At 39.5% G+C, this 22,368-nt stretch carries 24 protein-coding genes and 2 riboswitches; of the genes, 19 read left to right on the top strand and 5 right to left on the bottom strand.

Features of this window, described 5'->3' with window-relative positions:
• Positions 1 to 150: 150 nt before the first annotated feature.
• Positions 151 to 1,065, bottom strand: a complete 915-nt coding sequence (locus V7137_RS11480) for an NERD domain-containing protein (protein ID WP_335698210.1) — start codon at positions 1,063 to 1,065, stop codon at positions 151 to 153.
• Between the two features lie 237 nt (positions 1,066 to 1,302).
• On the opposite strand from V7137_RS11480, the gene V7137_RS11485 reads away from it, so the two are divergent.
• From V7137_RS11485 to yunB, 15 genes are all read left to right on the top strand, one after another.
• Positions 1,303 to 1,662, top strand: a complete 360-nt coding sequence (locus V7137_RS11485; protein WP_335698211.1) for a hypothetical protein — start codon at positions 1,303 to 1,305, stop codon at positions 1,660 to 1,662.
• 72 nt (positions 1,663 to 1,734) lie between these two features.
• A riboswitch (SAM riboswitch) is annotated at positions 1,735 to 1,843 on the top strand.
• Between the two features lie 73 nt (positions 1,844 to 1,916).
• Complete coding sequence (locus V7137_RS11490; protein WP_335698212.1) at positions 1,917 to 3,233, top strand: O-acetylhomoserine aminocarboxypropyltransferase/cysteine synthase family protein; 1,317 nt, start codon at positions 1,917 to 1,919, stop codon at positions 3,231 to 3,233.
• Between the two features lie 130 nt (positions 3,234 to 3,363).
• Positions 3,364 to 3,473: riboswitch (SAM riboswitch) on the top strand.
• A 164-nt stretch (positions 3,474 to 3,637) separates the two neighbouring features.
• Positions 3,638 to 4,663 carry a methionine ABC transporter ATP-binding protein gene (locus V7137_RS11495; protein ID WP_335698213.1) on the top strand — a complete coding sequence of 342 codons (1,026 nt, stop codon included), beginning with the start codon at positions 3,638 to 3,640 and terminating at the stop codon, positions 4,661 to 4,663.
• A gap of 34 nt (positions 4,664 to 4,697) precedes the next feature.
• Positions 4,698 to 5,327 (top strand): methionine ABC transporter permease, encoded by a 630-nt coding sequence (locus V7137_RS11500; RefSeq protein WP_335698259.1) that lies wholly within the window; start codon positions 4,698 to 4,700, stop codon positions 5,325 to 5,327.
• Positions 5,328 to 5,340: 13 nt separating this feature from the next.
• Positions 5,341 to 6,183: a methionine ABC transporter substrate-binding lipoprotein MetQ gene (gene metQ / locus V7137_RS11505; RefSeq protein ID WP_335698214.1), complete on the top strand. Its 843-nt coding sequence runs from the start codon at positions 5,341 to 5,343 to the stop codon at positions 6,181 to 6,183.
• 402 nt (positions 6,184 to 6,585) lie between these two features.
• On the top strand, positions 6,586 to 7,371 hold the full coding sequence (gene sufC, locus V7137_RS11510) for a Fe-S cluster assembly ATPase SufC (protein ID WP_335698215.1): 786 nt from the start codon (positions 6,586 to 6,588) through the stop codon (positions 7,369 to 7,371).
• Between the two features lie 21 nt (positions 7,372 to 7,392).
• Positions 7,393 to 8,703 carry a Fe-S cluster assembly protein SufD gene (gene sufD, locus V7137_RS11515; RefSeq protein ID WP_335698216.1) on the top strand — a complete coding sequence of 437 codons (1,311 nt, stop codon included), beginning with the start codon at positions 7,393 to 7,395 and terminating at the stop codon, positions 8,701 to 8,703.
• The gene (locus V7137_RS11520) at positions 8,703 to 9,932 is read left to right on the top strand and encodes a cysteine desulfurase (RefSeq protein WP_335698217.1); all 1,230 of its coding nucleotides are present in this window, start codon (positions 8,703 to 8,705) and stop codon (positions 9,930 to 9,932) included. The genes sufD and V7137_RS11520 overlap by 1 nt, the downstream gene beginning before the upstream one ends.
• Positions 9,922 to 10,362: a Fe-S cluster assembly sulfur transfer protein SufU gene (sufU, locus tag V7137_RS11525; RefSeq protein WP_335698218.1), complete on the top strand. Its 441-nt coding sequence runs from the start codon at positions 9,922 to 9,924 to the stop codon at positions 10,360 to 10,362. The genes V7137_RS11520 and sufU overlap by 11 nt, the downstream gene beginning before the upstream one ends.
• A 55-nt stretch (positions 10,363 to 10,417) precedes the next feature.
• Entirely contained in the window at positions 10,418 to 11,815 is a 1,398-nt protein-coding gene (gene sufB, locus V7137_RS11530; protein ID WP_335698219.1) for a Fe-S cluster assembly protein SufB, read from the top strand.
• A gap of 385 nt (positions 11,816 to 12,200) precedes the next feature.
• Complete coding sequence (locus V7137_RS11535; protein WP_335698220.1) at positions 12,201 to 13,046, top strand: DUF72 domain-containing protein; 846 nt, start codon at positions 12,201 to 12,203, stop codon at positions 13,044 to 13,046.
• A gap of 20 nt (positions 13,047 to 13,066) precedes the next feature.
• A complete protein-coding gene (locus tag V7137_RS11540; protein ID WP_335698221.1) occupies positions 13,067 to 13,888 on the top strand; it encodes a sulfite exporter TauE/SafE family protein in 822 nt (273 codons plus the stop codon).
• A 6-nt stretch (positions 13,889 to 13,894) separates the two neighbouring features.
• Positions 13,895 to 15,247 carry a bifunctional metallophosphatase/5'-nucleotidase gene (locus V7137_RS11545; protein ID WP_335698222.1) on the top strand — a complete coding sequence of 451 codons (1,353 nt, stop codon included), beginning with the start codon at positions 13,895 to 13,897 and terminating at the stop codon, positions 15,245 to 15,247.
• 66 nt (positions 15,248 to 15,313) lie between these two features.
• Positions 15,314 to 15,616, top strand: a complete 303-nt coding sequence (locus V7137_RS11550; protein WP_335698223.1) for a YunC family protein — start codon at positions 15,314 to 15,316, stop codon at positions 15,614 to 15,616.
• A gap of 145 nt (positions 15,617 to 15,761) precedes the next feature.
• Positions 15,762 to 16,559, top strand: a complete 798-nt coding sequence (gene yunB / locus V7137_RS11555) for a sporulation protein YunB (RefSeq protein ID WP_335698224.1) — start codon at positions 15,762 to 15,764, stop codon at positions 16,557 to 16,559.
• A 21-nt stretch (positions 16,560 to 16,580) separates the two neighbouring features.
• On the opposite strand, the gene V7137_RS11560 is transcribed toward yunB, so the two are convergent.
• Positions 16,581 to 17,579, bottom strand: a complete 999-nt coding sequence (locus V7137_RS11560; RefSeq protein ID WP_335698225.1) for a M23 family metallopeptidase — start codon at positions 17,577 to 17,579, stop codon at positions 16,581 to 16,583.
• A 203-nt stretch (positions 17,580 to 17,782) separates the two neighbouring features.
• Here V7137_RS11560 and lipA point away from each other — a divergent pair, with 203 nt between their 5' ends.
• Positions 17,783 to 18,700 carry a lipoyl synthase gene (gene lipA / locus V7137_RS11565; RefSeq protein ID WP_335698226.1) on the top strand — a complete coding sequence of 306 codons (918 nt, stop codon included), beginning with the start codon at positions 17,783 to 17,785 and terminating at the stop codon, positions 18,698 to 18,700.
• Positions 18,701 to 18,736: 36 nt separating this feature from the next.
• On the opposite strand, the gene V7137_RS11570 is transcribed toward lipA, so the two are convergent.
• The gene (locus V7137_RS11570) at positions 18,737 to 19,384 is read right to left on the bottom strand and encodes a YhcN/YlaJ family sporulation lipoprotein (protein WP_335698227.1); all 648 of its coding nucleotides are present in this window, start codon (positions 19,382 to 19,384) and stop codon (positions 18,737 to 18,739) included.
• Positions 19,385 to 19,490: 106 nt separating this feature from the next.
• Between V7137_RS11570 and V7137_RS11575 the strand changes: the two genes are divergently transcribed.
• Positions 19,491 to 19,766 (top strand): YutD family protein, encoded by a 276-nt coding sequence (locus tag V7137_RS11575; protein WP_335698228.1) that lies wholly within the window; start codon positions 19,491 to 19,493, stop codon positions 19,764 to 19,766.
• A 26-nt stretch (positions 19,767 to 19,792) separates the two neighbouring features.
• Here the strand turns inward: V7137_RS11575 and V7137_RS11580 are convergent, their stop codons facing one another.
• Positions 19,793 to 20,083: a cytosolic protein gene (locus V7137_RS11580; protein ID WP_335698229.1), complete on the bottom strand. Its 291-nt coding sequence runs from the start codon at positions 20,081 to 20,083 to the stop codon at positions 19,793 to 19,795.
• Between the two features lie 55 nt (positions 20,084 to 20,138).
• A complete protein-coding gene (locus V7137_RS11585) occupies positions 20,139 to 20,405 on the bottom strand; it encodes a DUF3055 domain-containing protein (protein ID WP_218348792.1) in 267 nt (88 codons plus the stop codon).
• Positions 20,406 to 20,594: 189 nt separating this feature from the next.
• On the opposite strand from V7137_RS11585, the gene V7137_RS11590 reads away from it, so the two are divergent.
• Both V7137_RS11590 and V7137_RS11595 read left to right on the top strand, forming a co-directional pair.
• A complete protein-coding gene (locus V7137_RS11590) occupies positions 20,595 to 21,887 on the top strand; it encodes an EAL domain-containing protein (RefSeq protein ID WP_335698230.1) in 1,293 nt (430 codons plus the stop codon).
• 32 nt (positions 21,888 to 21,919) lie between these two features.
• The gene (locus tag V7137_RS11595; protein WP_335698231.1) at positions 21,920 to 22,357 is read left to right on the top strand and encodes a DUF86 domain-containing protein; all 438 of its coding nucleotides are present in this window, start codon (positions 21,920 to 21,922) and stop codon (positions 22,355 to 22,357) included.
• The last annotated feature ends 11 nt before the right edge of the window (positions 22,358 to 22,368 follow it).

Consider the following 22,368-nt stretch of genomic DNA (forward strand, 5'->3'; position numbering starts at 1 on the left):
GCCCGTCAAAGTGAAAAAAGGCACGTCACGGTCCCTGTGGGAAGCCCAGAGTGCCCATAGAGGAGAAAAAAAGCATAGCCTGGGAACTGTGAAAAACCAAAAATGAAAATTTTAAAATAAAATCAAGCTGTTAACGATAATTTTGCTTATTCAATCGTTTAAATGAGTGAAACCAAATTCTTTCCTCCCAACAAAACAGTAATTTTGTTTTAATACTCTTCTAATTGCTTTTTTTGACTCGAAAATCTTGCACCATTCATGAACTAGATTTGTTGTAATTTTTATATTAGGGAAAAGCAAATTGATTTCCTCCACACCACGTATTACTGCTGATGCAACCTCCTCCTCACATCCACACGTACCACAAACAATCTTATAACCTTTAACAGACACCGAGAATGAATTACATCTTTTGCAAGTAGTCCCCTTTCTAAGCCGGCCATATTCATATGGAGGAAGCCTATCATAAGGTAATTCTGTTTGATGCAAGGAAACCAATTTTTCGGCCAACTTCATATGCCACGTATTTAGGTTTGAGGGCTGCATGTTCAAATTTTTCATAAATAAAGGGAGTTGATTGGAATAAATAATGGGTTTGTTTAGAGGGGCTTGATACAGGAAAAACGCAGGATTAATAAAGACAACGTACGACTCTATAGGGATCTTAATCCCAATATTGTGGAGCACTTCCCGAAGCAAGGTTTCTTCTCTTTCTAATTGGTGCAGCGGATTCTGAATTTCCTTTTTAAAAAGAGTGTAAAACTTTCCATTTTCATAATAATAGTCCCCCTCGTAATTTTTGACTTCAAACAGGTTTATCTTTGCTTGGAAAACAATCGAAGAATCAAGTTGGAATTTGCTTTTGTTTGACTCCAGCCGTAAGTCGTTCAAAATTAGACTATGACTTTGAAGTTTCTCTGTTAAAGCGTCAAACATTAGCTCCCCCTCATAGCCCTTTTCAAGAGTATAATAACGCTTTTTATCCTTCTCTGCTAATATCATCCGATTGTTTAGGGATCTCAAGATCGTTACTTCAGCGGGTTCACTTCGGCTCTTAAAACTCATAACTCACTTCCTTTTCATCTAGAATCTACATACATTTTACAAAATATTAACCTCCAATCAGCGACCATGTTTGACTAATTTCCAACACTTTTCAAAAAAATTTCTCAATCCGACATATTTCTCAGGAAATCTTACCTAACACCCTTACCAAAGTAGAGAATTGTCGACCGCTTTAAAGAGGATTTCTACCTAGATTCTTGTATAGTTAAGGAAAGAGAGTAGACCGGAGTGGTGTTAATGATAGAGATGTTGAAAACGCTTCAATTGGCAATTAAAAAACAAGGACATGTTTTGCCGTTACTTGAACATATCCATATAAGAGTGAATTTAATCTGTGAACAACAAAACAATAAAATCATCATGAAGGATGGAGAAATGTTCATCCTTCATGATAACGAAGAGACTCAAACAATACCTGAAATCCGTGGTGACTTTAATGCCATGAAGCAGCTGTTAGAGGGTAAAGAAAGGTTACGAGCACTAGAACGCAACGGCCAACTTAGGATTTCTGCTCCATTACGCACGACGTTATTGTTAGAATCTATCTTCTATTTGACAAAACCACAAGTTAATTTACCGAAGATTACAAATTTTTAATCAAACCTGTTGACTCGGAATTAATTTTCGGCTAACATGAAATTAGAATATTTAACCAATTTAATCTATACATTCTTATCGAGAGTGGCGGAGGGACTGGCCCTATGAAGCCCGGCAACCGGTTAAACACAATAACACGGTGCTAAATCCAGCAGAGCAATTAAGCTTTGGAAGATGAGGAGAGTGAGACCCCCTCTTCGCTGAAGCGGGGGTTTTTTGTATAGTGAATTGCTTATGAAGGAGGAAGCAGAAGTATGAGTGAAAATCCAAAGAAGTATCGTTTTGAAACATTAAGTGTTCATGGTGGATTAACTCCAGATCCGGTAACAGGGGCTCGGGCTGTTCCGATTTATCAAAACAATGCCTATCAATTTAAGAATACCGAGCATGCCGCCAATCTCTTTAGCTTAGCTGAAACGGGATACATATACACACGTATTCACAATCCAACGACTACCGTTTTTGAAGAAAGAGTTGCATTATTGGAAGGCGGTGTGGGTGCTCTAGCGGTTGCTAGCGGAATGGCAGCCATAACTCTTGCTATTTTAAATATTGCTGAGGCTGGCGATGAGATCGTTTCTGCGGCCAATCTCTATGGCGGCACCTATAATTTATTTGCAGTGACCCTGCCGAAATATGGTATTAAAGTGAAGTTTGTTGACGCGGAAAATCCGGAAAACTTCCGCAAAGCTATCACTGATAAAACCAAGGCTGTTTTTGCTGAAACGATTGGCAATCCAAGCTTACGCGTACTCGATATTGAAAAAGTTGCAGAAATTGCCCATGAGGCAGGTGTTCCGCTCCTCATTGATAATACCTTTGCCACTCCATACCTATGCCGTCCGATTGAACATGGAGCGGATATTGTCATTCATTCTGCAACAAAGTGGCTTTTAGGAAATGGAACGACCACAGGAGGAATCATTATCGATGGTGGTAAGTTCGACTGGAATTCACCGCGATTTCCTGGCTTTACTACTCCAGATGCAAGTTATCATGATCTGGTTTATGCGGAAGCACTTGGCGCTGTCGCTTATATTATTAAAGCTCGTGTCCAATTGCTGCGTGACTTAGGGCCAGCATTAAGTCCGCAAAATTCCTTCCAGTTTATCCTGGGTCTTGAAACCCTTCATGTCCGCATGAAAGAGCATGTGGCTAATACAAAAGAAGTAGTGGCTTATTTAGCAAGCCATCCTGCGGTGGAATGGGTATCTTACCCAGGTCATCCGTCACATCCTGATTATGAACTTGCCAAAAAGTATTTGCCAAAAGGTGCGGGTTCAATGGTGGTTTTCGGAATAAAAGGTGGTAAAGAAGCAGGGGCTAAATTAATTGATGCGATTACACTTTGGGCGCATGTCGCCAATGTTGGCGATGCGAAAAGTTTAATTATTCATCCAGCCAGCACCACTCATCAGCAATTAGATGCAGAAGGTCTAAAAGCAGCAGGTGTTTCAGAGGATTTAATTCGCCTGTCAATTGGTATTGAGAATGTAGAAGATCTCATTGAGGACCTTGAATCAGCGATTGTATCGGCAACTGGTTTAGCCTCATTAAACGTGAATGCCTAATCGTAACTCAAACTAATTTATCCGAATATGAAGTTTTTTCATTGACACCCCATTTTATCCGTGATACGATAGCTTTCGTAATATAATTACTTAATCAAATTAACGTTTTAATTGAATATAGGACTTGATGCTCTTATCAAGAGAGGTGGAGGGATGTGCCCGATGAAGCCCGGCAACCGTCAATATTTATTATTGAAATGGTGCCAATTCACACAAAGCGCTTGCTTTGGGAGATGGGAGAAAGGATTATTATTTATGATGCCTTTCTGCCTGTGCAGAGAGGCTTTTATTTTGTTAAAATAGAATCTTTTCGTTCAAGAAGTCAAACCCTATACTTTATAAGGAATATTACAAGAAAAAGCTTTCAGAATGTTAAGTAAATTGGATAAGAAGTAGGTGATTCAATGATTTCTATAAAGAATGTTCAGAAGATCTTTCCAGGTAAACAAGGGCAGCTAACAGCTGTAGATAATGTAAACCTAGAAATTCAAGAAGGTGAAATTTTCGGAGTAATTGGATACAGCGGTGCTGGTAAAAGTACCTTAATCAGAATGTTAAATGGGTTGGAATTGCCAACTAGCGGAACTGTAACGGTGGCTGGCAGGGTGGTCTCAAAAATCAAGGGTGCAGAACTCCGAAAAGCACGCCAAGAGATTAGCATGATTTTTCAGCATTTTAACTTACTGTGGTCAAGAACAGTTAGTGAAAATATTGCGTTTCCGTTAGAAATAGCAGGCATCAAAGGTCCTGAGCGTCAAAAGAAAGTTTCTGAATTGATAAAATTGGTTGGTCTTGAAGGTAGAGAAAATGCCTATCCGTCCCAGTTAAGTGGAGGACAAAAACAGCGTGTGGGGATTGCCAGAGCGCTTGCGAATAATCCGAAAGTACTTCTTTGTGATGAAGCAACTTCAGCACTAGACCCACAAACTACCGATTCTATTTTGGAATTGTTAGTTGATATTAATAAAAGACTCGGTCTGACAATTGTTCTCATTACCCATGAAATGCATGTAATCCGCAAGATTTGTCACCGGGTTGCAGTCATGGAAAGTGGAAGGGTCGTCGAACTCGGACAAGTATTAGATGTATTCAGAAATCCACAGCAGTCGATTACGAAGCGCTTTGTCCAGCAGGTTACCGAACCAGAGGAAACAAAAGAAACAGCCGAACACTTAATTGAGCGTTATCGTTCCGGTCAAATTGTTCAATTAACCTTTATTGGGGAATCTGTTGAACAGCCGTTAATCACCAATTTAATTCGCCATAATAATGTTACTGTTAATATTTTGCAAGGGAAGATTTCACAAACCCAAAGTGGATCCTATGGGACTCTATTCATTCATATTGATGGGGACGAAGCAGAAGTCAATCAAGCAGTCGACTATATTCGTTCACAGCAAGTAGGAGTGGAGGTGGTTACAAGTGAATAGTAAACCTTATTTTCAAGATTTTGATTGGCTGGCGATGTGGGAAGCAACGAAACAAACTCTTTATATGACAGGGATATCGGTTGTGGCTACTTTTGTACTAGGCATCCTGCTGGGATTGCTGTTATTCCTTACTTCAAAAGGAAGCCTGTGGGGCAATAAACCGATCAATGTCTTCATAAGTGGTATTGTAAATATTTTTCGCTCCATCCCATTCATTATCTTAATTGTCTTATTAATCCCATTTACAATGTTAATTTTTCAAACGATGATTGGTGAAAACGCCGCATTGCCCGCTTTGATTATTGGTGCTGCACCGTTTTATGCGCGGATGGTGGAAATCGGCCTCAGGGAAATTGATAAAGGGGTCATCGAAGCGGCAAAATCAATGGGGGCAACAACTGGTACGATCATCTGGAAGGTGCTCTTACCTGAATCGATGCCAGCGCTAGTTTCGGGAATCACGGTCACAGCGATTGCACTTGTTGGTTACACGGCAATGGCAGGCGTAATAGGAGCAGGAGGTTTAGGAAACCTTGCCTACCTTCAAGGATTTCAACGAAGCCAAAACGATGTCACATTAGTCGCAACGATCATTATTTTAATTATTGTTTTTATCATTCAGTTTATCGGTGATTTTATCACTTCAAAATTAGATAAAAGATAAAGGAGAGGTCAACATGAAAAAATTATTAAGTTTACTATTGGCATTATCGATTGTATTTGTTGTCGCAGCTTGTGGTAAGTCAGAGGAAAAATCAGAAGGTACTACTGGAAAAGAAGCAGAAACAACAAAATTAGTTGTCGGAGCATCTAACGTTCCTCATGCTGAAATCCTTGAAAAAGCAAAACCACTATTAAAAGAAAAAGGCATTGACTTAGAAATTAAAACATTCCAAGATTATGTATTACCTAATAAAGCATTAGCGTCAAAAGAACTTGATGCAAACTATTTCCAACATATTCCCTACTTAAATTCTCAAAACAAAGAGAATGGTTATAACTTTGTGAACGCTGGCGGAATCCATATCGAGCCAATTGGTGTTTATTCTAAAAAATATAAAAAGCTAAGTGATCTTCCAAAAGGTGCACACTTGATCATGAGTAATTCTGTAGCTGATCATGGCCGTCTGCTTTCTCTACTTGAAAAAGAAGGAGTTATCAAATTAAAAGAAGGCATTGATAAAACAAAAGCTGAATTAAAAGATGTTGTTGAAAATCCTAAGAACCTAAAGTTTGATACCAATTATGAAGCAGCTTTACTTCCAAAAATCTATAACAATGGCGAAGGCGACGCAGTTCTTATCAATTCCAACTATGCGATTGATGCTGGCTTAAATCCTGTTAAAGATTCTATTGCAATCGAAGACAAGGAATCACCATACGTAAACGTAATTGCTGTCCGCAGCGGAGACGAAAACAAAGAATCAATCAAAACACTTGTAGAAGTGCTTCATTCCAAAGAAATTCAAGATTTCATTCTAACACAATACAAAGGTGCCGTTGTTCCGGTTTCTGAGTAAGTTATAAATAGGAAGAAAGTCAGTGTAAATACACTGGCTTTTTCTATGCAGCTGTTCGATTATGCCTTCTGTTCCTATCAAAATGCGCTATACATTTATAAAGGTACGTTGGGAAAAATAGAAAGAACATAAAACTGAATTCACTTGGCAAATGGGGAAAAAATAAGGTATGATTTTAATCGAGTGTATTTTCTTAAATGAGATTAATCAGAATTTTCATTAAAGTTTGCTTTTCATTCTCATTTGATACTAGCTTAATGAAAATAGATACTCTGTTTTTACTGTTTAAGAGTTGCTAATACATTTCATTTGTTATAAGATTGGAATGAGAATAAAATGAGAATAGGGTTATTGAAATAATCCGATTACATGATACAACACTTTCTCTTTGGAGGTATAGATATGGCTGGATCAACGTTAACGATCAAAGATTTACATGTAGCAATTGATGGAAAAGAAATTTTAAAAGGTGTAAACCTTGAAATAAAGGGTGGAGAAATTCACGCAATCATGGGTCCAAATGGTACTGGTAAATCCACTTTATCATCTGCCATTATGGGTCATCCAAAATACGAAGTAACAAGCGGATCTATCACTTTAGATGGACAAAATGTTCTTGAAATGGAAGTAGATGAGCGTGCACGTGCTGGACTATTCCTAGCTATGCAATATCCAAGTGAAATTAACGGCGTAACGAATGCCGATTTTTTACGTTCAGCACTCAATAGCCGTCTTGGTGAAGGAAATGAAATTTCATTAATGAAATTCATTCGTAAAATGGATAAGCAAATGGAATTCCTTGAAATGGACCTTGATATGGCACAACGCTATTTAAATGAAGGCTTCTCCGGCGGTGAGAAGAAACGTAACGAAATCCTGCAATTAATGATGTTAGAACCTAAAATTGCCATCTTAGATGAAATTGACTCTGGACTAGATATCGATGCCCTTAAGGTAGTATCAAAAGGAATCAATCAAATGCGCGGCGAAGATTTCGGCTGCTTAGTTATTACACACTATCAACGTCTTTTAAACTATATCACTCCAGACCATGTGCATGTAATGATGCAAGGCCGTGTTGTTAAATCCGGCGGAGCCGAACTAGCACAACGCTTAGAAGCTGAAGGATATGACTGGATCAAACAAGAACTTGGAATTGAAGATGAAACAGTTGGGCAAGAAGCGTAAGAGAGGGTTAGGAGGATTACAATGACAACAGAAATCAAATTATCATTTGATCAGGAAAATGTTCGTTCCTTTTCAAAAGAAACGAGCGAACCTGCTTGGTTCGAAGAGCTCCGTCTTAAGGCATTAACTGATTTCGAGCAACTTCCAATGCCTAGACCTGATAAAACTAAGATTGATAAATGGAACTTCACCCAATTCACACAACATACTGTAAAAAGTGCTCCTTATTCTTCACTTTCTGAATTACCAGAAGAAGTGAAATCATTAGTTGACTTGGATGCAGACAATAAGAATTTATATATACAACGAAATCAAACTCCAGCTTTTTTATCTTTATCTGAAGAGATAAAAAGCAAGGGTGTTATTTTTACAGATATTTTTACTGCAGCTAAAGAACATGGTGACTTATTGAAAAAGTATTATATGACGCAAGCCATTAATGTGGATGAACATCGTTTAACAGCTCTTAATGCGGCACTTGTAAATGGTGGGGTTTTCTTATACATTCCGAAAAATGTAGAAATCTCTGAACCAATTCACTCCATCTATGTGCATGATGATGAGAAGGCCAACCTGTTTAATCACGTCATTGTTGTTGCAGAAGATAATAGTCAAGTGACCTATGTTGAAAATTACATCTCAACGATGGAAGTTTCATCTACTGTCGCAAATATCTTAACGGAAGTAATTGTTAATGCAAACGCTAAGGTTAAATACGGGGCTGTTGATACCCTTGCAAAAGGAATCACAACCTATGTTAACCGCCGCGGTGTTGTGGGTAGAGATGCACGAATTGAATGGGCTTTAGGCTTAATGAATGAAGGCAATACAATCTCTGAAAACACAACCAATTTAATTGGCGACGGCTCTTACGGTGATACAAAAACGGTTGTGGTCGGACGTGGCGAGCAAACGCAAAACTTTACCACTAAGGTTGTTCACTTTGGAAGAAATAGTGAAGGCTATATCTTAAAGCATGGTGTAATGAAGGACAGTGCAACCTCTATTTTTAATGGTATTGGTAAAATTGAACACGGGGCATCAAAAGCAAATGCGGAACAAGAATCACGTGTTCTTATGCTTAGTGAAAAAGCACGCGGTGATGCGAATCCAATTCTTCTCATTGATGAAGATGACGTAACGGCAGGCCACGCAGCTTCTGTCGGACGTGTTGACCCGATTCAGTTGTACTACTTAATGAGCCGTGGTATTCGGAAAGAAGAAGCTGAGCGCTTAGTTATTCATGGTTTCCTTGCACCGGTTGTAAACCAGCTTCCAATTGAAGGTGTAAAGAAACAGTTAACTGAGGTAATTGAAAGGAAAGTACGCTAATGAATATCAGGGATATTCGTGCACAATTTCCAATCTTAGATCAAGAAGTTAATGGTAAGCCTTTAGTATACTTGGATAGCTCTGCAACTTCGCAGAAGCCGCTGCAAGTAATCGAAGCAATTGATAAATATTATCGTGAAATTAATTCCAATGTCCATCGTGGTGTGCATACACTAGGAACAAGAGCAACTGATGCTTACGAAGGTTCAAGGGAAAAGGTTCGTAAGTTCATCAATGCCAAGTCCATTCAGGAAGTAATCTTCACTAGAGGAACGACGACGTCTATAAATACAGTTGCTGCAAGCTATGCGGCAGCAAATTTAAAAGAAGGCGATGAGATCGTTATTACCTATATGGAGCACCATAGTAATATCATTCCGTGGCAGCAGGTGGCAAGACGGACAGGTGCCCAGTTGAAATACATTCCACTTCAAGAAGATGGAACGATTACACTTGATGATGCACGTGCTACCATTACAGCAAACACAAAAGTTGTTTCTGTCATGCAAGTATCAAACGTACTTGGCGTCATTAATCCGGTGAAAGAGATTGCTCAAATTGCCCATGAAAATGGGGCAATTATGGTAGTCGACGGAGCGCAGAGTGCTCCGCATATGAAAATCGATGTTCAAGATTTAGATTGTGACTTTCTTGCTTTTTCAGGACATAAAATGTGCGGTCCTACCGGCATTGGCGTTCTTTATGGAAAAAAACATCTTCTCGAAAACATGGAGCCAATTGAATTCGGCGGTGAGATGATTGATTTTGTTCAATTACAAGAATCTACCTGGAAAGAGTTGCCGTGGAAGTTCGAAGGCGGTACACCGATCATTGCTGGAGCAATTGGTCTAGGCGCTGCTATCGACTTTTTAACTGAGATTGGTTTGGATCATATAGCAGAGCATGAACACAGGCTTGCAGCTTATGCTTTAGAAAAAATGTCGACTATAGAAGGTATGACTATTTACGGTCCACTCGATGCAGCAAAGCGTGCCGGACTAGTAACCTTTAATATAAGTGACGTTCATCCACATGATGTGGCAACGGTTCTTGATGCGGAAGGTATTGCTGTTCGTGCCGGACATCATTGCGCCCAGCCGCTCATGAGATGGCTTAAAGCTTCAGCAACGGCTCGTGCCAGTTTTTACCTGTATAATACAGAAGATGATATAGATAAACTTGTTGAAGGACTTGTAAAAACAAAGGAGTATTTCAGCGATGTCTTCTAATAATTTAGATAATCTTTACCGTCGGGTGATTATGGACCATTATAAAAACCCTCGGAATCGTGGAGTTTTAGATGATGGCAGTCTGACGATTAATATGAATAACCCAACCTGCGGAGACAGGATTCAATTGACCCTAAAGGTGGTTGATGGGATCGTAGTTGACGCAAAGCAAGAAGGCGAAGGCTGTTCTATTTCCATGTCATCAGCTTCAATGATGACCCAAGCTATTAAAGGGAAAACAATTGAAGAAGCTTTAAAGTTATCAACGATTTTTTCCGACATGATGCAAGGCAAAGAGTATGATGACGATCTTGATTTAGGTGATATTGAAGCACTTCAAGGTGTTGCTAAATTCCCAGCCCGCATTAAATGTGCAACTTTAGCGTGGAAGGCAATGGAAAAAGGATTGAAAGAAGAGGAAAAAGAATAGGATGAAATAGGGCATTTTTAGGCCTTATTCGTTTAAGAAATGGAGGAACACGACGATGGCGAAAAAAATGCCGGAAATCGGTGATTATAAATATGGTTTTGCCGATAAAGACGTTTCCATATTCCGCTCTGAGCGTGGTTTGACACCTGAAATTGTTAAAGAAATTTCAAAGTTAAAGAACGAACCACAATGGATGTTAGACTTCCGCTTAAAGTCACTTGAGCAATTTTACAAAATGCCTATGCCGCAATGGGGCGGTGATATGGCTTCTTTAAATTTTGATGAAATTACTTATTATGTAAAACCATCTGAGAAATCTGAGAAATCATGGGATGAAGTACCTGAGGAAATCAAGGCTACTTTTGATAAGCTAGGGATTCCAGAAGCTGAGCAAAAGTACCTTGCAGGTGTATCTGCTCAGTACGAATCTGAAGTAGTTTACCACAACATGAAGGAAGAGCTTGAGGACTTAGGGATTGTCTTTAAAGATACGGATTCCGCTTTAAGAGAAAATGAAGATATTTTCCGCGAGCACTTTGGAAAAACAATTCCGCCAACGGACAACAAGTTTGCTGCGCTTAACTCTGCAGTATGGTCTGGCGGCTCGTTCATCTATGTTCCACCAGGTGTGAAGGTTGATACTCCATTACAGGCGTACTTCCGTATTAACTCAGAGAACATGGGACAATTTGAACGGACATTAATCGTTGTTGATGAAGGTGCGCATGTGCATTACGTTGAGGGTTGTACAGCACCAGTCTATACAACAAACTCTTTACACAGTGCAGTCGTTGAGATTGTTATTAAAAAAGATGCTTACTGCCGTTATACTACAATCCAAAACTGGGCAAATAACGTCTTTAACCTAGTAACAAAACGTGCCGTTTGTGAAGCAAACGCGACAATGGAATGGATTGATGGAAACATCGGTTCAAAATTAACAATGAAGTATCCAGCCGTTATTTTAAAAGGTGAAGGCGCTCGTGGGATGACTTTATCGATTGCCATTGCAGGTAAGGGTCAACACCAGGATGCTGGGGCGAAAATGATTCATTTGGCACCAAATACTTCATCTACAATCGTTTCTAAATCGATTTCTAAGCATGGTGGGAAAGTTACTTACCGGGGAATTGTCCAATTTGGCCGTAAAGCAGATGGCGCACGTTCAAATATCGAGTGCGATACGCTGATTATGGATAATCAGTCAACATCTGATACTATTCCTTACAATGAAATCTTGAACGATAATATCTCGCTTGAGCATGAAGCGAAGGTTTCGAAGGTTTCTGAAGAGCAGCTCTTCTACTTGATGAGCCGTGGTATTTCAGAACAGGAAGCAACTGAAATGATCGTTATGGGCTTTATCGAGCCATTTACAAAAGAACTACCAATGGAATACGCCGTTGAAATGAACCGTCTTATCAAGTTCGAGATGGAAGGCTCCATCGGTTAATATTTTTGAAAAAATTACCCGCTTGCCGTATATGGCAGGCGGGTTTTCGTCATCCAATAAGCTGGTTACTCTCGGATAAGGTTGATTTACTCTTGGATAAGGTTGATTTACTCTTGGATAAGGTCAATTTACTCTCGATGGCGCTCCATTACTGGCGGATAGAGCTTCATACTGGCAGTTGGCGCCGCTTTACTGGCAGTTGGCGCCGCTATACTGGCGGATGGAGCTGCTTTACTGGCGAATAGCGGCACTAAACTGTCGGATGGCGCTCCATTACTGGCGACAGGCCCTATTTGCCAGTAACTAAATGACTATTCCTCCATTCAAAAAATTACCACCACGCAAAAATGGTTATGCTATTATTAATAGTTGGGGGTGAGTTTTTTTGATCTATATCGGCGTAACAGGCTGGGGGGACCATGACAGCTTATATCCCGGACCCATTACCTCGCGGGATAAACTGAAGGCGTATGCAGGCCATTTTCCGATCGTAGAAGTAGATTCGGCCTTTTATGCGATTCAGCCAAAAAGAAATGCTGAAAAGTGGGTCAATGAAACACCAGCCAGCTTCCAATTTATCGTCAAAGCCTATCAAGGAATGACCGGACATTTGCGTGGTGAAATTCCGTTTGATAATAAACAAGCGATGTTTAAAGTTTTCAAAGAATCGCTCGAGCCATACATAGAAACAAATAAGTTAGCGATGACCCTCTTTCAATTTCCACCTTGGTTTATGTGTACTAGAGAGAATGTCCAATACTTAAGATGGTGTAAGCATGAAATGGGGGATCTCCCATGTGCTTTAGAGTTCAGACATCAATCCTGGTTTGCACCCCAGTATCGTCAAAAAACAATCGAGTTTATGACGGAAGAAAAATGGATCCATAGTATCTGTGATGAACCTCAATCTGGAGAAGGTTCGATTCCAACGGTATTGCAGTCGACCTCCCAAGAGAAAGTCCTCGTCCGTTTTCATGGCCGAAATGTCTATGGCTGGCAAAAAAGGACGGGAGTGGATTGGCGCGAGGTTCGTTATCTTTACCGCTATAATCAACAGGAACTGGAAGAATGGGCTGTTTCTATTCAAGCATTAGCCAAGGACTCAAGAGATGTTTATCTCCTTTTTAACAACAATTCTGGCGGAGATGCGGCAGATAATGCGAAGGAAATGATTAACCTTTTGCATATCGAATACAAGGGGCTTGCTCCACGCCAGTTAGATCTACTATAAAAAGTTAGGAGAAGGAATACATGGAATGGATCTTAATCGTTTTTATCGGCCTATTAGCAAGCTCATTAGGCTCTCTCATTGGATTAGGAGGAGGGGTTGTCATTGTGCCCTCGTTACTTTATTTATCCACCCTCCCATCCTTTGGTCATATAACACCTCAGGTCGCGGTGGGGACATCCTTATTTACGATGATTTTTACCGGCCTGTCGTCGACCTTGGCTTATCTGAAACACAAAACCGTTGATTATAAAAGCGGCTTAATTTTTCTTATCGGAAGCGGTCCGGGGAGTATCCTGGGCGCTTGGGTAACGGAAGGCTTACACTTGAAGACCTTCAATATCTTTTTCGGGCTATTTATTATTTTTATCTCGATTATTTTAGTACTAAAGGACAAATTAAAGCCATTGCCTTATCGGAAGGATCGGGGGATCATCCGTACGTTTACGGATAAGGCCGGAAAAACTTTTGAATACGGTTATAACCCGCTCCTTGGCATCCTGATTGCCTTTATTGTTGGTTTTTTATCGGGGATTTTCGGTGTGGGCGGTGGTTCCTTAATGGTTCCGACGATGATATTGGTGTTCTTCTTTCCGCCGCATGTCGCGGTAGCGACATCAATGTTTATGATTTTACCAACTTCATTATTGAGTTCAATTACGCATATTTCCTTAGGAAATGTTAATTGGATGTATGCTCTAGCATTGGTTCCCGGTGCTTGGATTGGCGCTAAAATAGGTGTTTATTTAAACACAAAACTTAAGAGCAAAACGATTGTCTTACTTTTACGAACGATTCTTATCATCGTTGGTATTCGATTAATTTATCAAGGAATTTTTGGGTAGGAATATATGGAAACGATACATATTTATCATACAAATGATGTCCACAGTCACTTAGAAAATTGGCCGCGAATTAAGCAATTCTTAGCTGAAAAACAAGAAACTCATCTGCAAACGAATGATGATGTGTTTCTTTTTGATATTGGTGATTTTATTGATCGCTGGCATCCTTTTACTGAGGCCGACCATGGGAAGGGAAATATAGACCTTTTAAATGAATGCCAATATACCGCTGTAACAATCGGCAACAATGAAGGGGTTAATCTCCCCTTTGATGACTTAAATCAACTCTATGATCATGCTCAGTTTGATGTTCTATTAGCAAACCTTTATTACCAAGATGGGCGCTATCCTAATTGGGTAAAGCCATATAAGGTTTATCATACGAAAAAGGGAACAAGGGTGGGAGTCATTGGTTTAACCGCGCCCTTTCCACATCTTTACGGATTACTGGGCTGGAAGGTAACAGAACCAATCACAGAATTGAAAAAATGGATAAAACAAATGAAGAGGGAATCTGACTTCATCATTTTACTTTCCCATCTTGGTCTCCATGAGGATGAATCGATCGCAGAAGAATTTCCTGACATTGATGTCATCCTTGGCTCACACACCCATCATTTCCTTGAAGAAGGAGAATTGGTGGGGGAAACACTACTTGGGGCTGCCGGAAAGTATGGACATTTTGTGGGGCACGTCACGCTCTGTATAAACGAACAAAAAATGATCATCACGAAAGATGCCGCCTTATATAAACATAGTGAACTTCCATCTGTAAAAAATGAGCAGGAACAAATCGATGCTTTTTTTACAAAAGGAAAATCCTTATTAAATCAAAAAGTAACCACCTTACCAAGACCGTTAACTACTGACCTGTTTCAGGTAACAGAGTTTTCCAAAATGCTTTGCCAGGCATTAAGGGAATGGTGTAACACGGATTGCGCAATGATTAACGCTGGCCTCCTCTTAGGGCCTTTAAATGGTGACGTAACAGTTTACGATTTACTTAGAATCTGCCCGCATCCCATTAATCCATGTGTAGTTGAACTAACTGGAGATGAATTAGAAAAGGTATTGTGGGAAACAAAAAAGGAAGAGTTAGTTTATAAACATATTAAAGGTCTGGGTTTCAGAGGAACGCTTTTAGGAATATTTGTCTATGACCAAATTAGCGTTAATGGTGAAATCATTCTCGTGGATGGGAAGGAGTTAGACCATCAACGAAAATACACATTAGCCCTTCCAGATATGTTTACGTTTGGCCACTTTTTCAAGGATGTTCTTCCTCATAAGGAAAAGAAGTATTTCTTACCGGAATTCCTTAGAGATATATTAAAGTGGAAATTACAAATGCAGTCATAGGTTCATAAACACTTTTTTTCTGTTCTAATCATAATGTGTTAGAGAGGAAAGGAGTGTGGGGAATCTTTGGTTGATCTTTCACCCGTTACTATAAATGGACATACGTTTATTGCTGTTTCAGTGTTGCTTCCTAAAACAACCTTGTTATCAGTCTCTAATGATAAAGGATATATCATGTGCGGTGCCTTAGATGTTGGGTTATTAAACGAAAAACTAAGGGACCGCAAAATCATTGCCGGCCGGGCTGTTGGGGTAAGGACAATAGAACAGCTTCTGAATGCCCCGTTAGAGTCGGTTACCCTTGAAGCGGAGGAGTTAGGTATTCTTCCTGGAATGATTGGCAAGGACGCGTTAATGAAAATGATCTAAAAAGGCTTGCTATTAAAAAGCAAGCTTTTTTTTATGGAAGAAACTTCTTAGCAATAGCGTTGAGTCTAGATAAGATTATTTTTGGCTAATATTTAGGCTAGTTCCCCTTTTTAAAGCATACATATAGCTTGAAGGGGTGATTGTTTTGGCGAAGTTTCGCAGACGGCTTCCGAAGAGAGGACCGTTGCCTTTCCGTTATGTTATGCTATTGACGTTTGTCTTTTTCCTCTTTTCTACTGCGACAGGTCTATGGCTTGTCAATAAGGGGATTGAACCAACTTTAATGAGAATTGCAACCTCTGAAACCCGAAATATTGCTTCGTTAGTTATCAATAAAGCGATCACGAAACGGACGACAGATACGGGGGAAAACAATAATGTCATTGTGATTTTGCCGAGTGAAAATGGAAAGGCATCAAACGTGAAGCTCAATACTGTTTATATAAATCGGGTATTAGCGGAAACAACCGCACAAATTCAAAAGAACCTGAAAGCTGCCAAAAAAGGTGATCTTTCTTCGCTTGAGCAATTAACCGATGTAGAAATTGAAACGCAAAATTCTGAAAAGGAAGACGGAATTATTTGGTACGTACCGCTAGGGCAAGCAACCAATATTTCATTATTAGGAAATTTAGGGCCAAAAATTCCTGTCAAGTTTCATGCTATTGGTGAAGTGGAGCCAGATGTAAAAATAGAGACAAAAGAAGTAGGGATTAATAATACCTGGGTCGATGTTTCTATTCATATTGAAGTATCTGTCCAAATCATAACTCCATTTGCTACTAAGATAACGAAGCTGACTCAAAGCATTCCGGTCGACGGTTCGTTAATCCAAGGCGATGTTCCGCAATTTTATAATGGCGGCGGCGAAGGTATTACGCCATCTATCCAACTTCCGGATAAACAAAAGGAAGCCACCAAAAAATCCGATACGAAAAAATAGGACTATCCACAATGGAAAGTCCTATTTTTTACGTGCATTCATCCGTTCCATCCGCTTCCATTTCGCTAAATGCGGGTAAGGATCAAAAGACCATTCGGTGACCCCGTTGTCTTTGTACATCCCGTAATGTAAATGGGGAGGGAATTTTCCTGAGGTTCCCGGAGGGCCGTAACCGGAACTTCCTACACCGCCAATTAACATGCCCGGCTCAACCACTTGACCGATTTTTAAATCCTTAGCAAAACCGCTTAAGTGGGCGAAGTAATGATACGTATTATTAATATCACGAATTCCAATTCTCCAGCCACCAAACTTGTTCCAGCCTTTCATTTCAATAATTCCATAATTTGTCGCTCGAACCGGAACACCGTAACCAGCAAAAATATCGGTACCTTCGTGAATCCTCCGGCCGCCCCAGCCGCGTGCTGACCCCCAGGTACTCCGGTAACTGTGATTGCTGCGAATTGGGACAGGAAATACCTGTGTATCTAAATCTATCCGCCCAAAATGCCTATATATTTTTGCTTTTCCAGCAATGATACCAACCGTCTTATCGCGATGATAGTAATTCCATAAGCCGATTTTTATATTATCATGATCGACACCGTATGATAGGAGATAATTAGCAAACGCATAGAGGACATCCTCATCATTTTTAAGACTTGCTTTCCCGTCCCCGTCTCCATCTATACCCTTTCCATCAAAAAACTGGATGACAGCTGGGTTATCCTCCATAGGATTTGGATTTGTTAAACCAGCCCATTCTTCTGAACGGTAATAGATGCCAATGACGCTATCTGGTTTAGGTAAGTCTCTGCGGACCTGGCGGATGCTTCTTTCGTATTGATCAATGGCCGCTAAATAGTACCAAGGAATTTGTGTAACTGTTTCAACTTTCTTATAGAGCTTCATTCGCTCTTGGTATGGATTTGGTTCACTAGGCGCTGCATGAACATCCGTAACAGACCATGAAGTGGTAAAGAATAAAAGAAAAGTTCCCAATAATAGAACAGCCCGCACAAGAATCCTCCTTCCAATTAATGTACAAGGTTAGTTTATGTTTTCTAAACCATTTCATTATGGTTAATAAATGGTAAACAAGTTTTTTTACCAGAGCGAGACAGTTCGTCCAGATAAATAATCCGATTTGCTTGTCGATATTTTTTCATTATGTTAAAGTGACAAAGAAGATCCATTTCTAGCTTCAAGGGGTGTAACTATAGATGAGTAAGAAAGAAGAAATTTTAAGAAAACCGGATTGGTTGAAAATAAAACTAAACACAAATGAGTCCTATACGGGCTTGAAGAAAATGATGCGTGAAAAAAATCTCCACACGGTTTGTGAAGAAGCACGCTGTCCTAATATTCATGAATGCTGGGCAGTAAGACGGACAGCTACCTTCATGATCCTTGGTGATACATGTACCCGTGCATGCCGTTTCTGCGCGGTTAAGACAGGTCTGCCAACCGAGTTGGATTGGCAGGAACCAGAAAGAGTGGCAGACTCTGTTCAATTGATGAACTTAAAGCATGTCGTTGTTACCGCGGTAGCCCGTGACGATCTAAGAGACGGCGGAGCAGCTGTTTTTGCTGAAACAGTAAGAGCTATTCGTAGAAAAAATCCATTTACAAGCATTGAAGTTCTTCCATCTGATATGGGCGGGAAAGAGGAAAACTTACGTTTGTTAATGGACGCAAAACCAGACATTTTAAATCATAACATTGAGACAGTTAAACGGTTAACACCAAGAGTAAGAGCCAGGGCAAAATACGATCGTTCTCTTGAGTTCCTCCGTCGTGCAAAGGAAATGCAGCCCACTATCCCAACGAAGTCGAGCTTAATGGTGGGACTAGGGGAAACAAAGGAAGAAATTCTTGAAGTTATGGATGATTTAAGAGCAAATCAAGTCGACATTATGACAATTGGTCAATATTTACAGCCGACAAAAGGTCATCTCAAGGTTGAAAAATATTATAGTCCAGATGAATTCAAAGAATTCCAGCAAATTGCGTTAAGTAAAGGCTTTAGTCACTGTGAAGCAGGTCCGCTTGTCCGATCTTCCTATCATGCTGACGAGCAAGTTAATGCAGCAGCAAAACACAAGCAAATGCTCGGTGAACAAGAAACACAACAAGCATAAAAACGAGAGTTCAGTCAAAGTGACTGAACTCTTCTTTTATTGATTATTTCTGCCCATATTATCATCGGATGTTAATCCATTTTCATCTTCACTGTCATTAATTCGCTGTCCTTGTGGTGATTTTTTCATTTGCTTAATTAGCCCATTTACCAAATTTCGGGCATTTCTGCTTGTTGAATCAAGGTTCGCCAGATTTTCTACGTCTCTCATTAACACTTTATTGTCAGTAACGAAGACATGGTAATATCTTGGGACGACGGACATCGCTGCTTTCTTCACCTGATCAGCGGTTAAATTGCGGTCCTTTGAATCGGTATTATAGGCAATTAATACTTCTTGGTCAGTGACGAGTGTAGCAACATCGTTGACATTGGGAATATCTGTACTTAATTTACTAATGATATTGGCAGCCTGTTCACGGTCCAATGCAGTATAATGGTCATTAGCCGTGTTGTCATTCATCAGTGGACTTTTTTGATGACGGACAAAGCCATAATTGTTACTAACATTACGGATACCTCGGCTGGCTCCTTCATTGTAAAGGTCATGCCTTTTATTGTTTACATTAATGGTATTACCACTTTCTTCATAGACATCTCGGTTGCCCATATCCTTAGTGCATCCTGTTAAAGCTGTTAGTGTACATAATCCCAAGATTATGACTAATTTTTTCAACTTAAACACCTCCTTTACTTAGAATAGCCATTCGGAGGATTTTTTTTCTTAGTAATTGATGGGGAATCGGTTATAATGGGTATTAGGAATTAGCTGGCAAAAGAGGTGAAATATCATGATAATAATGAACAACACCGTTTATGAAATTGTCCAAGAACATCGAAACGGATTTAATGAAGAAGCCCTTAAAGCAAGATTTAGTGATATTTTGACAAGATATGATTTTGTAGTAGGGGATTGGGGATATGGTCAACTCCGCTTAAAAGGATTTTTCGACGACCAAAACCAAAAAGCTACCTTCGATACAAAAATTAGCACGCTGAGTGAATATCTTTATGAATACTGTAATTTTGGCTGTGCTTATTTTGTCTTGAAAAAAGTAAAAAAATAAAAAAGGGTCAGCGAGCTGGCCCTTTTTTATGTTGATTCTGTATAAGGCGGCTGTTGGTCCTCTGCAGGGTCATCATGAGGTGGATGGGCCCCTTCCATTTGCCGCGGAAGATTCTGATGCAGGCTTTTATTTTCATAATTAAAAGCACTATATGACCGTTGCCCTTCTTCCCACGGGGTGCTTTTATTCTGAACTGGTTCGTTTTGACGGATTGGCGAACCATAAGGACCTTCGGGAAAATCTTCAGCTGTTATAAAATTCCTTTGTTTTTCAACATTGGATAATTCCGTATATTTTTCTTCTTTATTTTCTGTCATGATTGACGCCCCCTTTAGCACTATTATTTTCAAAGGGAAGGTAATTCATGACCCTTTACACGATTTCCATTAAAAAGGACCGTAATTCCTCCGCTTCTTCCTCATTTAATTGAAACGCGTACTCTATATACCCTTCCTCCTGTAGATCATCTAAACCGATAATCGCGAACCGGTTGCCTTGCATATCAAGCACAAGATGTTTCCCGTAATGGCGGTCACTTTTAACAATCGCTAAATCAAAGCGTTGATTTTCACCAACAAAGCTGACAAATCTGGTTTTTGTATCTTCTGTATCATCGTATAAGAAAAAGCGTTCTTGCATTTAATGGTCTCCTTTAATTAAAATAGTTATTTTCACATCTTCTATATAGTAACAAATAAAGCGAACCTAGGGGAGTACAGAATTCTACACAATTTTCAAAAGTTTTTAGGAAGGAAAAAAGCGTATAATGTCAAATTATGCTACAATTAATCTAAATTCCCGAAAGTTGACACCGAGAGGAAGGATGGAATGATCCATTGTTACATGGAAAAGGTTAAGAATATACTGCAATGGGTAAAGATTTTATTCCCTCTTTCGTCCATCCGTTTTTATCCTCCTCAATTCATATTGCGAAATCCTGTGTTAGAAGGTGTAACAGCGGCAATTAACAATGGATATGATGTGGCGGTATTGGTTTTTAGTTTAAAGGATATGAATGAAATAGTGGAGCAATACGGTCCATACCAGTATGGACAAATACATAAGCAAATAAAAAAAACCTTTCGTAAAACCATAGAACAGCAAATCGCCAATCAAGATATCATCACCCTTCATGACTATTACGAAGAGGGACTGACTCTTTTTATAAAAGTGGATTATCTTCACCATTCCCTCTCTGAAATAAATACGATTATGGGTAAAATAATATACAACGTAGAAAAAAGCCTTTATCACCTTTACCCCACCTTACAGCCTGAGTTTGAATCAGGATATATGTTTGTGGAAAAAAAGAATCTTTCCATCATCCATTCTGTCGAAAGTGCCCGCCGGCAGGCGATTACGATGGCGGAAAAAAGAGTAAAATCGGAATGGAATGAAATGGTTTTCTCAATGAAACAAATCGTTTTAAAGAAGGATATAAAATTATTAGCACAACCCATTATTGATGTAGCAACAAAAGAAGTTAGAGCTTTGGAAATGCTTACGCGCGGGCCAGATGGAACGATATTAGAGAGCCCTTTATCACTTTTTTCGGTTGCGAGGCAAACAGGTTTATTGTACGAACTTGAAATGCTCGTCCTTGAGAAAGTTTTAAAACAAATAAAAGCAACAAGATGCCGGCAAAATATTTTTGTTAATTGTACCCCGTTAACACTTGGAAATATTCGGTTTACTCGTGATTTAAAAAAACTCATGCAGCAATATGCCAGTATTTCTCCTAATCAAATAACGATTGAGATAACGGAAAATGATTCAATCGAGGGCTTAAAGAATTTTATCTATAATATCAAGATGCTTCGCTTAATGGGGTTTAAAATTGCTATGGATGATACAGGTTCAGGGTATTCCAGTTTGAGTATTATCAGCGAAATCATGCCAGATATTATTAAAATTGACCGTTCTGTCATTTCAAATATTGATAAAAATTCGGTCAAAGAATCTATGTTACAGGGGTTAATGCTGATTGCAAGAGAAGCGGGTTCCCTTGTGGTCGCAGAAGGCATTGAAAACGAGGAAGAGGCATCTGTACTAAGGAGAAATAATGTTGACTTGGCACAGGGATTCTTTTATGCGCGGCCATCTGCATTTGTAAAGATTTAATCAACCTAGAAAAATCAAGAAAAGGTGATCATATGTATTTTGTTGATAGGGAGAAAATTGAAGAGATACTGAATTATTTAGAAATGCAAATCCAACTCTTTTTAAGTCAAAAAGAGTGGTCCACCCCGCTCGAAAAGGCAGCATTAGAGCGAGTAAACCATATCATGATTGAGTCCGTGCTCGACGTCGGAAATTCGATGATTGATGGGTTTATTATGCGTGACCCAGGGAGTTATGAAGACATCATTGATATTTTAATGGACGAAAAAGTAATCTCAACTGAAACGGGCAATTGCCTAAAGATCCTGATTCAATATCGGAAAAAGCTAGTCCAATTTTATACAGATGTTGACCATCACGATCTTCAGCAGACGTTTTCAAAGCATATCCATGAGTTGGTGAATTTTGCGTCCAACGTCCGTGAGTATCTCGCAACTGAATTAGGTCCGGTTTCGGCGTTTAAAAATTGATAATAAGACCG

This window comes from Neobacillus drentensis, from assembly GCF_036962765.1.
Lineage (GTDB): Bacteria > Bacillota > Bacilli > Bacillales > Cytobacillaceae > Neobacillus > Neobacillus drentensis_C.